Here is a 12,631-nt window from a genome sequence, read left to right as displayed (position 1 = left end):
CTTCATGGTCCTCGGCCGCCTGATAGCGACCGGATTGACCGCCGGCCTCGCCCTGACCGGGTGCACCTCGGAGTCCGGCGCCGGCGGCTGGACCGGACCGGTCCGCAGCGGCGCCCCGATAGCGACGCTCGCCGGACCCACCGAACTCACCACCGGCCTGTCGGCGCCGTGGGGCCTGACGTTCCTGCCCGACGGCTCCGCACTGGTGTCCGAACGGATCACCGGACTCATCAAGCGCATACCCGGAACGGGCGGCGCCGCCACCCCGGTCGGCATCGTGCCGGACGTGCGAGTGAGCTCCGAAGATGGGTTGCTCGGCATCGTCGCCTCGCCGGACTTCGCCACGGACCGTACCGTCTACGCGTCCGTCTCCGGCGCGGAGCAGAACCGGATCGTCGCCCTGCGCATCTCCGCAGACTACCGGTCACTCACCCGCGAGCGCGTCCTGCTCGACGGCATCGAGACCGCCGACCGCCACCACGGCGGCCGCCTGGCGATCGGGCCCGACGGTAATCTGTGGGGCGGCACCGGCGACGCCTTCGAACCGGAGAACGCCGCCGATGACGCCAGCCTCAACGGCAAGATCCTGCGGATCCGGCCGGACGGCTCGATCCCTGGCGACAACCCCGATTCCGGTTCACCCGTGTACTCCTCCGGGCACCGCAACGTCCACCCTGACGACGCCTCACCCTCCGGAGCCGCCTACGCCGAGGGTTCTCTGTGGATCGGTGCGCTGGGAGGCCAGCGGCTGTGGCAGCTTCCCGTCGACGGCAGCGAGGCCACCGGTGCGGCGATCGCCCACTTCGAGGGTGACTACGGGCGCATCCGCACCGTCGAGGTGGCACCCGCCGGCGCCCTCTGGCTCGTCACGTCCAACACCGACCGGGCCACCTGGGGCGGACCCGTCGCCCGGCCGGGCGACGACCGCATCCTGCGGGCCGAAGTCCTGCCCCCCGGCTGACCAGGGGCCCGAGGTGACCACGGGACGCATGCGCACCCCCTAGCCGAAACTGTTCTGGACCTGGACCTGGACCTGGACGGCGACGGTTCTCATGACCGCGCGGAACGCGACTGGCTCCTACCGCCCGGATACAGGCTGTGGGTGCCCGTCAGCCGGGTGATCTCACGACGGCGGCCAGAGTTCGGCGACCAGGCGGTCCATGTCGCCGACCGCGCCGGGGTCCGGCTCCAGCCGGATGCCGTCGACGGTGAGCAGGCCGAGCGCCATCTCGACGTAGCGGGCGGCCAGTTCCCCCGCGGTCAGCGGGCCGTCGGGGCGATACCACCGGGCCACGCCGCTGCACATCTCCAGCAGGGCCAGGCGTGCGACGCCGGGGGCCTGGACCCGGAACTCGCCGGTGGACACGCCGTCGTCGATGGCGGACTGCCAGAAGCGTTCGTACTCGTCACGCAGGGCGGTGATCTCGGCCCGGGAACCCGGGGACAAGGCCCGTAACTCGTCGTCGGCTACCCGGGTGTGCAAGGGGCGGGCCGCGTGCGCGAGCACGTGGATCCGGGTGAGGCGGGCGATGCGTTCGGTGGGCGTACCGCCGGTGCCGGTCGGGGAAGCCGCTCGCAGCAACAACCGCATGCTGTCCCGCATGATCTCGGCCAGGAGGTCTTCCTTGGTGCCCATGTAGTGGTAGAGCGTCGCCGTCGACACGCCGGCGCGCTGGGCCAGGTCGCGGATGCCGGTGCCGTGGAAGCCGCGCTCGGCGAAGAGTTCGAGGGCCGCGGTGCGCACCCGGCGGCCGGCCGGTTCAGTCACAGGCAGCATCTTAGCGGTTCCCGATCGACCGATCGATCGGGAGCGGTTATGGTGGGGCGGTGGTCGTGGATTACGAGTTCGTCAACGGTGTCGCCCGCATTCATCTGAACCGGCCGGAGCGGCTCAACGCCGTCGTTCCCGCGCTGGTGGAGGACCTGCTGGCCGCTTTGGATCAGGCCCGGGCCGATGACGCCCCGGTCGTCGTGCTGGCGGGCCGGGGCCGCGCGTTCTGCTCCGGCGCCGACCTGAAGGAGCCTCTGGAAAAGGAGACGCTGCCGCAGACCCGGGCCCGGCTCGAACGCATCCAGGAGGTGACCCGGCGGATCCGTAACCATCCGGGTGTGGTGATCGCGGCCGTGCACGGTTACGCGCTGGGCGCGGGCTGCGAGTTCGCGCTCGCCTGCGATCTGGTGGTGGCCGATGAGCCGGCGGCGTTCGGGTTCCCGGAGGTGGGTGTCGGGTTCAGTGTCACCGGTGGGGTGTCCCGGCTGCTGCCGCACCTGGTCGGCCTGGCAAAGGCCCGGGAGCTGCTGTTGTTCGGCGATCGGGTGCACGCCCCCGAGGCGAGGCAGATCGGCCTGATCGGCTGGGTCGCCCCGGCTGGGCAGCACGAGGAGTTCGCGCTCGGATTGGCCGCGAAACTGGTGGACCGGCCGCGGGCGGCGCTGCAGCTGGCCAAGCGAGTGCTCGACCTGGGCACCGACTCGACTCTGGAGCAGGCGCTCGCGGTCGAGGTGGACCACGCGCTGATCACCAGCCTGACCGGGGAGAACGCGGCACCGCGCCGGGAGTTCGCCCATGACTGACCTGGTGACTCTCGTGGCAGACGCGGCCGAGCGCTGGCCGGCCAGGACGGCGTGGCGCTTCCCGTCCGAACAGAACCTGACATTCGCCGAGGTGTCCGAGTTGAGCGCGGGCTACGCCCAGGCCCTGCGCGGCAAAGGTGTCACAGCAGGCGACCGGGTGGCCGTCATGCTGCCGAACCGTGCCGAGTTCCCCCTGCTCTGGCTGGCCCTGGCCCGGCTGGGGGCGGCGCTGGTGCCGGTCAACATGAAGTACCGCAGCGCCGACACCGAACACCTGCTCACCGACTCCGGCGCGGTCCTGCTGATCACCGAGGACACCCTCGACGACCTGAAGCCCGAGCCCGGTTTCGATCAGCAACCGATCGACCCGGCCGCGATCGTCAACGTGCAGTACACGTCCGGCACCACCGGCGTACCCAAGGGCTGCCTGTTGTCCCATCGCTACTGGCTGGCTCTGGCGGGCAGCCTGGTGGACGAGTTCCCGCACCTCACCGACTCGGACGTGATGTTGACGGCGCAGCCGTTCAGCTATGTCGACCCGCAGTGGAACGTGGTCGCCGCCCTGCTGTCCGGTGCCGAACTGGTGGTGCTGGACGGTTTCCACCCGTCGACGTTCTGGGCCGACGTGCGCCGCCACCGGGTGACCTACTTCTACTGCCTCGGCGCGATGCCCAACCTGCTGCTGGCGATGCCGCAGGACTCCCAGGACCAGGATCATGCGGTACGGGTGGTGCAGTGCTCCGCCATTCCACCGTCCCGGCACGCCGACCTGGAGGAGCGCTGGGGTGTGCCGTGGTTCGAGGCGTTCGGCATGACCGAAACCGGCGCCGACATCCGGGTCGGGGCGGACGAGCACGACGAACTGGTCGGCACCGGTTGTCTGGGCCGCCCCGCCGCACATCGGGAGATCCGTGTCGACGACGCCGGGGAGCTGCTGTTGCGTGGCCCGGGCATGTTCGACGGCTACCTCGGGCATCCGGCGCCGTGGCGGGACGGCTGGTTCCCCACCGGTGACCTGGCACGACTCGACGAGCAGGGGCGTGTCTACCTGGTCGGCCGGATCAAGGACATGATCCGGCGCAGTGGCGAGAACATCGCCGCCGTCGAGGTGGAACGCGTGCTGATGGATCATCCGGGCGTGCGCCTGGCCGCGGTGGCCGGTGTCCCCGACGAGATGCGCGGCGAGGAGGTCAAGGCGTACATCGTCGGTGACGTGGCCGAAAACGATCTGCGTGACTGGTGCACCGAACGCCTCGCCCGGTTCAAGGTGCCGCGTTACTGGGAGTTCCGGGCCGAACTGCCGATGACCTCGTCGGAACGAGTCGCGAAGAACCTCCTGTCATGAGCTTCACCTTCGCCAGCCCGGTCTTCTTCGACGAACTCGATCCCAACGGGCATCTGCACAACGCCCGTTTCGCGGTGCACGTCGAACGCGCCCAGTCGGCCCTGTTCGAGCAGCTAACCGGCGGTGCCACCACACCGGCCGGGCGCAAGGCCGACCTGCATTACGTGGTCCGCGAGCTGCACGTGGAGTTCCTGGCCCCGGTCTCCGCACCGGGTCCGATGGCGGTCACACTGACCGGTCTCAAGATCGGGAACACCAGCGCGGTGTACGGGTTCACCTGCGGCACCGATCCGGTCTACGCCACCGGTCACCGCGTGATCGTCAAGGTCGACCCGTCGACGGGCCGCCCGGTCCCGTGGTCCGACTGGTACCGCACCGTCTTCGAGGAGCTGTCCGCATGATCACCGCCGATCTGCTGCTCACCAACGCCCGTTTCCTCACCGTGGACGGCCCCGACGCCACCGCCCTGGCGATTCTGAACGGCCGGATCGTCGCGCTCGACGAGGTCCCGGCCCGCGAGACCGTGGACCTGGGCGGCGCCACGGTGGTGCCCGGTTTCCACGACGCCCACAACCACATGGCCTGGTACGGGCTGACCCTCGCCGAAGTAGACCTGCGCCTGACCAGCATGGACGCAGTCCTGGAAGCCCTGGCCACGGCGAAAGCCGACGACGGCTGGCTGATCGGCAGCGGCTACGACGAGAACAAGATCGGCCGCCACCCGACCCGCGACGACCTGGACCGGATCGCGCCCACCCGCCCGGCCTGGCTCAAACACGTCTCCGGGCACATGTGCGTGGTCAACTCGGTGGTGCTGCGGATGCTCGGCCTCGACGAGCACGCCCGGGACGTCGACGGCGGCCGGATCGTCACCGACCCCACCGGCCGGCCCACCGGACTGCTGCAGGAACAGGCGCAGAACCTGGTGAACGCACTGGTCCTGCCCTACCCGCTGCACGAGCTGACCGACGCCGTCGACCGGGCCGGGCGGCGCTACCTGGCCGAGGGCATCACCAGCGTCACCGAAGCCGGGATCGGCGGCGGCTGGATCGGCAAGAGCCCGGTCGAACTGGCCGCCTACCAGGCCGCGAGAGACCAGGGACGGCTGCACGTGCGGACCGAGCTGATGGTCGCCGCCGACGCCCTGCACCCGCTGGCCGCGCACCCCGCCGACGGCCTGCCGCTGGGGCTGGACCTGGGCATCCGCACCGGTTTCGGCGACGACTGGCTGCGGATCGGGCCGGTCAAGGTGTTCACCGACGGATCATTGATCGGGCACACCGCCGCGCTCTGCCACGACTACGCCGACATGCCCGGCTCCGGTTATCTGCAGGGTGACGCCGGCGCGCTGACCGCGACGATCGTGAACGCGCACCGCAGCGGCTGGCGGGTGGCCGCGCACGCCATCGGGGACGCCGCCATCGACCTGGCCCTCGACGCGTACGAGCAGGCCCAGCGGGAAACGCCGCGCCCGGACGTGCGGCACCGGATCGAACACTTCGGCGTGGCCCGCCACGACCAGGTGGAACGGGCCGTCCGGCTCGGGGTGATCGGGGTGCCGCAGGCCCGGTTCGTGCCGGAGATCGGCGACGGGATGCTGGCTGCGCTCGGGCCCGGCCGGGTCGGCGACGCCTACCGGCTGCGATCGCTGCTGGACGCCGGAATGGTGCTGCCGGGCAGCTCGGACCGGCCGGTGACGATCGGGGCGCCGTTGCTCGGCATCCAGGCGATGGTCGACCGGACCACCGCCTCCGGGCAGCCGTTCAGCCGGCACGAGCAGGTCACCGCACGCGAGGCGCTGCGGGCGTACACCCTCGGATCGGCTTTCGCCTCGCACCGTGAACACGTCACCGGCTCGTTGACGGTCGGCAAACTCGCCGACCTGGCGGTGCTCTCCGACGACCCCACCAGTGTGGACACCGGCCACATCGGGCGGATCCAGGTGTCACGTACCATGATCGAAGGGCAGTGGCGGTGGAACTGATCCCGGCGGTGGAACTCGACGGCCCGCAACTGTCGGCGACCGAGGCGATCTATCGGGACGCCTTCCCCGCCGAACTGCGGGCCCCGCTCGACGACCTGTTGGCCGACGACATGCTGGTGCTGCTCGTGGACGGCCGTCCGGCGGGTTTCGCGGTGACCCGGCGGCTCGGCCCGACCGGCTGGGTGTTCCTGCGGTACTTCGCCGTCCACGACCGGGGCACCGGCCGGGGCTCGGCGATGTGGCGGCTGCTGTGCGCGTACTGGGCGGACGCCGGATGCACCCGGATCCTGCTCGACGTGGAGGACCCGGACGAGACCGGTATCGATGCCGATGAACAGCTGATCCGGCAGCGGCGGATCGTGTTCTACGAGCGGCTCGGCGCGGTGCTGCTGCCGGTCCGCGACTACCGCCCGACCCAGCCCGGCGGCCATCCGCATCCGCTGCGGCTGATCGCCGCCTCCTGGGACGGTTCCGAGGCTTCGGTACGGGATCAAGTGCTCGCCGTCTACCGGTACCGCTACGGCATCGGACCGGATGATCCCACAGTTCAGCAGGCACTCCGCACATTCTGATAGATCGCTGGGAACTTTTCGGCGCTGGACGGCGACTACCGCTCTGACCTGCGCACCGTGGCGGAGGTCACTCGGACGCCGACACCTCATGAGGACAGCCGATGGCGATCATCCCCGAAGTCACCGACCCCGCGCCGGTGACCGCACCCGCGTTACGCCGTCCCGCGAGCACCCGCAGCTTCGGCCCCCTGCTGCTGCGGCTGCACTTCTTCGCCGGGATCCTGGTCGCGCCGTTCATCCTGATCGCGGCGTCGACCGGCTTCCTGTTCACACTGGTCCCAACCCTCGACAAGATCGTCTACAGTGCCGAACTCGTGGTCGCCGACCCCGGCGACACCACCGTGCCGGTGGCGCGGCAGATCGAGGCGGCCCGGACCGCCCACCCCGACGGCGACCTGACCGGGGTACGCATCGGCGAAGGCGACGTCACCACCCAGGTCGACTTCACCTCGCCCGACCTGACACCCGAGTCGGAACTCGTGCACACGGTGTACGTCAACCCGTACAACGGTGAAGTGACCGGGCAGTTGACCACCTGGTGGACGGCGACCCCGCTGAACACCTGGCTGGACACCTTCCACCGGGACCTGCACCTGGGCCCGGCCGGTGAGCTGTACTCCGAACTCGCCGCCAGCTGGCTGTGGGTCCTCGCGCTCGGCGGCGTGGTCCTGTGGTGGCGCCGGCAGAGCGGCAACCGCACCGCCCGCCGCCTGCTCGCCCCGGAACTGGCCGCGAAGAAGGGTGTCCGCCGCAGCCGCAGCTGGCACGCCGCCACCGGGATCTGGCTCACCACCGGGCTGCTGATCCTGTCCGCGACCGGTCTGACCTGGTCCGGTTACGCCGGAGCCAACTTCGGTGCGGCCCTGGACGCGATGCGGGGCAACCGCCCGTACGTGGCCACCGAACTGGACGCCGCCGCCCCCACCGGCGGCCACCACAGTGGCGGCTCCGGCACGGTCGCGCCCGTCGACCCGGCCGCCTACGAGACCACACTGACCAGTGCCCGCCAGGCCGGACTCGACGGCCCGGTGCAGATCACCCCGCCCGCCGACGCCACCAGCGCCTGGACCGTCTCACAGACCGACAACCTCTGGCCGGTACGGTTCGACAGCGTCGCCGTGGACACCACCGGAGCGGTCACCGACCGGGTCGACTTCGCCGACTGGCCACTGCTGGCGAAACTGACCTCGTGGGGCGTCCAAGCGCACATGGGTCTGCTCTTCGGCCTCGCCAACCAGATCGTCCTCGCCCTGCTGGCGATCGGCCTGATCAGCGTCATCGTCTGGGGCTACCGGATGTGGTGGCAGCGCCGCCCCACCCGCGTCGACCGGCGCGCCCTGGCCGGCGCCCCGCCCGCCCGCGGCGCCTGGCAGCAACTCCCGACATGGGGCATCGTCGCCGGTGTACCGATCGTCTTCGCGGTCGCCTGGGCACTCCCGCTGTTCGGTATCCCGCTGCTGGCGTTCCTGGCCGCCGACCTGCTGATCGGAGCCGTCCGCAGCCGCCGCACCCCGCCGGAGGTGCCGGTGTCCCCGGCTCCCGCCGGTTCCTGACCTCCGCGCCACCGGGACGTCCGGCGTATTCCAGCCGTAACGGCGTGTCAAAGGTCGACGGTTATGATCAACAACCGTCGACCTCCCCCCGGAACGGACCACGATGACCCTGCCAGGACGGCCCCCGTCGGCCTCCGAGCTCACGCTCTCCCAGATCATGGATCAACACCAGACCAACCTGCTGGGTACGATCCACGGCGGCCGCATCCTGAACCTGATCGACTCGGCCGCCGGAGTCGTCGCCTCCCGGCACTCCGACGGTCCCGCGGTGACCGCGGCCATGGACGAGACGTTGTTCCTGCGTGCGGTCCGGGTCGGTGACGTGGTGCACGTGGAGGCCCGGATCACGTGGGCCGGGCGCAGTTCGATGGAGGTCGCGGTGCGGGTGACCGCCGACCGCTGGGACCGGGCCGTGCCTCCGGAGACGGTCGCGACCTCGAACCTGGTGATGGTCGCCGTCGACGACGACGGCCATCCGCGGCCCGTACCCGCGCTGCTGCCGGAGACCGACGCCGACCGGATCGCCTTCCAGCAGGCGGAGATCCGCCGCGCCCACCGCCTCACCTTGCGCAAGGCCCTGGCCGACGCCTGACCGGTGCCGCTCTCCCGTGCGTCCGGTCAGGCGCCGCTTTCCCAGGCGCGGACGGCGTCGCGGACCACGCTCTGTTCGGCTTCGGTCAGCAGGTCGATCTCGGCCAGCAGGTGCGGGGCCGCGGCGCGACGTTCCGCTTCCAGGCCCGGCCGGTACAGCATGGTGAGCGCGGCCCGTCGCGCGGCCACCCGGACGATCGGGTTCGCGTGTTCGAGGTTGGCGGCCACCGCCGGGTAGAGCGCGGGGATCTCCGCCCGGCAGGCGTCGGCGTCCGGTTCGTTCTCGAACTCCTCGAACTCGATGGCGCTGCCGGCGACCGAGTCGAGCCAGCTCAGCATGGCGGCCTTGCCGGCTTTGGTCCGGGGGTCGGTGAGGACCGCGGCGACGTACCGGGTGGCCGGCAGGGTGGCCGAGTAGAGCGTGCCCTGGTGGTTCAGGTTCCACGCCAGGGTGTGCATGGCCGCCGCGAAGTCGCCGGGGTCTCCGTTGAGCAGAGGCTTCAGCAGTGCGGGCAGGTCGTCCGCGGGGCCGTACGCGTGCTCCAGCTCCGCCCAGGCGGTGCCGGCGAGGATGTCTTCGGGTGTGGTCACGCAAGGCATGCTAATCGCTTGGATCTTGAAACCCACGCCGCGGTACACCCGACTGCGGAGCGCCACGACCCGAACACCCGGGATTTACTTGGACTTCCTAGCATCTCCGGCCTAAAGTACATGGACGTCCAAGTATCTGGGTCGCGCCGGATGTCGTCCGGCCGCCGAGAGGTCAGGAGCGACGATGACTGCCGACAGGTCGTCCGAATTGCACGTTCCCGAGCACCCGGTCCGGTTCGTGACCGCGGCGAGCCTGTTCGACGGTCACGACGCGGCGATCAACGTGATGCGGCGGCTGCTGCAGGCCCAGGGCGCCGAGGTGATCCACCTCGGTCATGACCGCAGTGTCGACACGGTGGTGCGCGCCGTGCTGGAGGAGGACGCCCAGGGCGTGGCGATCTCGTCGTACCAGGGCGGCCACGTCGAATACTTCAGCTACCTTGTGGATCGGCTGGCCGAGTCCGGAGTCGGTCACGTGCGGGTCTTCGGCGGTGGCGGCGGCGTGATCGTGCCGGCCGAGATCGCGGCGCTGCGCGAGCGCGGGGTCACGATCTTCTCACCGGAGGACGGGCAGCGACTGGGTCTGCCCGGCATGATCAACCAACTGATCCGGGCCTGTGACACCGACCTGTCCGAGACCGGCCCGGACGTCGAGGCCCTGGCCGGCGGGGATCCGGCCGCACTGGCCCGCGCGATCACCGTGCTGGAGACGGGCCGGTCACCGGAGCTGGCCGACCGGTTGCGTGCCGCAGCGGCGGGCCGGGTGGTCCCGGTGCTGGGGATCACCGGCACCGGCGGTTCGGGCAAGTCGTCGCTGACCGACGAGTTGCTGCGCCGCCTGCGGCTGGACCAGGAGGACAAACTGCGGATCGCCGTCCTGGCGATCGACCCGACCCGACGCCGTGGCGGCGGTGCGCTGCTGGGCGACCGGATCCGGATGAACGCCCTGGAGACCGGACAGGACGGCCACACGTTCTTCCGATCACTGGCCACCCGTACCGCCGGCGGGCAGTTGCCAGAGAATCTCGCTGACATCCTGGCCGGGGTCAAGGCGGCCGGGTTCGATCTGGTGATCGTGGAGACGCCGGGTATCGGGCAGGGTGACGCCGGGATCGTGCCGTTCGCGGACGTGGCGCTGTATGTGATGACGCCGGAGTTCGGCGCCGCCTCCCAGTTGGAGAAGATCGACATGCTCGACTTCGCCGACGTCGTGGCGATCAACAAGTACGAGCGCCGCGGAGCCGAGGACGCCCGCCGGGACGTGGCCCGCCAGTTGGTGCGCAACCGGCAGGCGTTCGGCACCGGCTGGCAGCAGATGCCGGTGTTCGGCACCAGCGCCGCCCGATTCAACGACGACGGAGTCACCGCCCTCTACCAGGAACTACGGGGACTACTGGCCGGCAAGGGACTGAACGTGCGGGCCGGGACGCTACCGGCCGTGGACGTGCGGGCCTCCTCCGGGCTGACGAGTGTCGTGCCGGCCGCCCGCTCCCGCTATCTGGCCGAGATCACCGGCGCGGTCCGCGACTATCACCGCACGACCGAGGAGCAGGCCGATGTCGTCCGCCGCCGCCAGGCCCTGCGCACGACGGTGGAGTTGCTCGGCGACGACCCGGCCACCGACCGGGTGCGGGAGTTGGTCACCGACCAGGAACGGCAGGTGCTTCCCGAGGTCGGTGAGCTTTTGAGGGCCTGGCCGGAGCGGGTCGCCGCCTACTCCGGCGACGAGTTCGTCTATCGGGTCCGCGACAAGGAGATCCGCACCCCGCTGACCCGCGAGACCCTGTCCGGTTCGCGGATCCGGCGGGTGGCGCTGCCCCGCACCCGTGACGACGCGGAACTGGTGTCGTTCCTGCGCCGGGAGAACCTGCCCGGGTTCTTCCCGTTCACCGCCGGGGTGTTCCCGTTCAAACGCGAGGGTGAGGCCCCGGCCCGGATGTTCGCCGGCGAGGGCGACGCGTTCCGCACCAACCGCCGGTTCACCCTGCTGAGCCGGGGCGGTGACGCCACCCGGCTGTCGACGGCGTTCGACTCGGTCACCCTCTACGGCCGTGACCCGGACCTGCGCCCGGACATCTACGGCAAGGTCGGCACCTCGGGAGTCTCGATCGCGACGCTCGACGACATGAAGGCCCTGTACGACGGTTTCGACCTGTGCGCGCCGACCACCTCGGTGTCGATGACCATCAACGGCCCGGCCCCGGCGATCCTGGCGATGTTCCTCACCACCGCGATCGATCAGCAGCTCGCCGCCCACCCCGGCGAACCCGGTGACGAGGTGGTCGCTCGCACCCTCGCGACCGTGCGGGGCACCGTGCAGGCCGACATCCTCAAGGAGGATCAGGGCCAGAACACCTGCATCTTCTCCACCGAGTTCGCGCTGCGCTGCATGGGCGACATCCAGCAGTGGTTCATCGATCAGCGGGTGCGCAACTTCTACTCGGTGTCGATCTCCGGCTATCACATCGCCGAGGCCGGGGCGAACCCGATCAGCCAGCTCGCCTTCACCCTGGCGAACGGATTCACCTACGTCGAGTCGTACCTGGCCCGCGGCATGGCGATCGACGACTTCGCCCCGAACCTGTCGTTCTTCTTCTCCAACGGCATGGACGCCGAATACTCCGTGATCGGCCGGGTGGCCCGGCGGATCTGGGCGGTGGCGATGCGCGAACGCTACGGCGCGGGCGAACGGTCCCAGAAGCTGAAGTACCACGTACAGACCTCGGGTCGTTCCCTGCACGCCCAGGAGATGGACTTCAACGACATCCGCACCACCCTGCAGGCATTGTGCGCGATCTACGACAACGCCAACAGCCTGCACACCAACGCGTACGACGAGGCTGTCACCACCCCCAGCGAGCAGTCGGTCCGGCGGGCCCTGGCCATCCAGATGATCATCGACAAGGAGTGGGGGCTGTCCGGCAACGAGAACCCGCTGCAGGGCTCGTTCGTCATCGACGAGCTGACCGATCTGGTCGAGGAGGCGGTGCTGGTGGAGTTCGACCGGATCGCCGAGCGTGGCGGGGTGCTGGGGGCGATGGAGACCGGTTACCAGCGCGGCCGGATCCAGGACGAGTCGATGCTGTACGAACACCGCAAACATGAGGGCAGCCTGCCGATCGTCGGCGTCAACACGTTCCTCGACCCGCACCGCGACGACACCCCGCCGCAGTCCGTCGAGTTGGCCCGCGCGACCGAGCAGGAGAAACAGTCCCAGCTGACCCGGCTCGCCGACTTCCAGGCCCGGCACGCCTCCGAGGCGCCGGCCGCGCTGGCCCGGCTCCAGGCGGCCGCGATGAACGGTGACAACGTGTTCGCCGCTCTGATGGACGCCGTGCGGTTCTGCTCGCTGGGCCAGATCTCCGGCGCGTTCTTCGAGGTCGGTGGCCAGTACCGTCGCAACGTATGATGCCCGTCGACC

At 70.3% G+C, this 12,631-nt stretch carries 11 protein-coding genes; 9 read left to right on the top strand and 2 right to left on the bottom strand.

All coding sequences use genetic code 11. From position 1 onward, the window contains the following. Positions 1–4 precede the first annotated feature (4 nt). The gene (locus BLU81_RS08910; protein ID WP_092543317.1) at positions 5–961 is read left to right on the top strand and encodes a PQQ-dependent sugar dehydrogenase; all 957 of its coding nucleotides are present in this window, start codon (positions 5–7) and stop codon (positions 959–961) included. A gap of 162 nt (positions 962–1,123) precedes the next feature. On the opposite strand, the gene BLU81_RS08905 is transcribed toward BLU81_RS08910, so the two are convergent. Continuing rightward, positions 1,124–1,768: a TetR/AcrR family transcriptional regulator gene (locus BLU81_RS08905; protein WP_231954315.1), complete on the bottom strand. Its 645-nt coding sequence runs from the start codon at positions 1,766–1,768 to the stop codon at positions 1,124–1,126. Between the two features lie 59 nt (positions 1,769–1,827). Between BLU81_RS08905 and BLU81_RS08900 the strand changes: the two genes are divergently transcribed. From BLU81_RS08900 to BLU81_RS08870, 7 genes are all read left to right on the top strand, one after another. Continuing rightward, complete coding sequence (locus BLU81_RS08900; RefSeq protein ID WP_092543314.1) at positions 1,828–2,574, top strand: enoyl-CoA hydratase/isomerase family protein; 747 nt, start codon at positions 1,828–1,830, stop codon at positions 2,572–2,574. Further along, a complete protein-coding gene (locus BLU81_RS08895; RefSeq protein ID WP_092543312.1) occupies positions 2,567–3,919 on the top strand; it encodes an AMP-binding protein in 1,353 nt (450 codons plus the stop codon). Before BLU81_RS08900 ends, BLU81_RS08895 begins: the two co-directional genes overlap by 8 nt. Then, entirely contained in the window at positions 3,916–4,320 is a 405-nt protein-coding gene (locus tag BLU81_RS08890; RefSeq protein WP_092543310.1) for an acyl-CoA thioesterase, read from the top strand. The genes BLU81_RS08895 and BLU81_RS08890 overlap by 4 nt, the downstream gene beginning before the upstream one ends. Continuing rightward, positions 4,317–5,903: an amidohydrolase gene (locus BLU81_RS08885; RefSeq protein ID WP_092543308.1), complete on the top strand. Its 1,587-nt coding sequence runs from the start codon at positions 4,317–4,319 to the stop codon at positions 5,901–5,903. The genes BLU81_RS08890 and BLU81_RS08885 overlap by 4 nt, the downstream gene beginning before the upstream one ends. Continuing rightward, positions 5,894–6,475 carry a GNAT family N-acetyltransferase gene (locus BLU81_RS08880; RefSeq protein ID WP_157751418.1) on the top strand — a complete coding sequence of 194 codons (582 nt, stop codon included), beginning with the start codon at positions 5,894–5,896 and terminating at the stop codon, positions 6,473–6,475. Before BLU81_RS08885 ends, BLU81_RS08880 begins: the two co-directional genes overlap by 10 nt. A 101-nt stretch (positions 6,476–6,576) precedes the next feature. Beyond that, positions 6,577–8,028, top strand: coding sequence for a PepSY-associated TM helix domain-containing protein (locus BLU81_RS08875; protein ID WP_092543304.1), 1,452 nt, complete (start codon positions 6,577–6,579; stop codon positions 8,026–8,028). Between the two features lie 103 nt (positions 8,029–8,131). After that, complete coding sequence (locus BLU81_RS08870; protein ID WP_092543302.1) at positions 8,132–8,620, top strand: acyl-CoA thioesterase; 489 nt, start codon at positions 8,132–8,134, stop codon at positions 8,618–8,620. A 26-nt stretch (positions 8,621–8,646) separates the two neighbouring features. Here the strand turns inward: BLU81_RS08870 and BLU81_RS08865 are convergent, their stop codons facing one another. After that, entirely contained in the window at positions 8,647–9,210 is a 564-nt protein-coding gene (locus tag BLU81_RS08865) for a hypothetical protein (protein WP_092543300.1), read from the bottom strand. A 184-nt stretch (positions 9,211–9,394) separates the two neighbouring features. Here BLU81_RS08865 and icmF point away from each other — a divergent pair, with 184 nt between their 5' ends. Continuing rightward, a complete protein-coding gene (gene icmF, locus BLU81_RS08860; protein ID WP_092543298.1) occupies positions 9,395–12,619 on the top strand; it encodes a fused isobutyryl-CoA mutase/GTPase IcmF in 3,225 nt (1,074 codons plus the stop codon). The last annotated feature ends 12 nt before the right edge of the window (positions 12,620–12,631 follow it).

It is taken from the genome of Actinoplanes derwentensis (genome assembly GCF_900104725.1).
In the GTDB taxonomy this organism is placed as follows: Bacteria; Actinomycetota; Actinomycetes; order Mycobacteriales; family Micromonosporaceae; genus Actinoplanes; species Actinoplanes derwentensis.
This window is presented reverse-complemented; position numbering and strand designations above follow the sequence as displayed.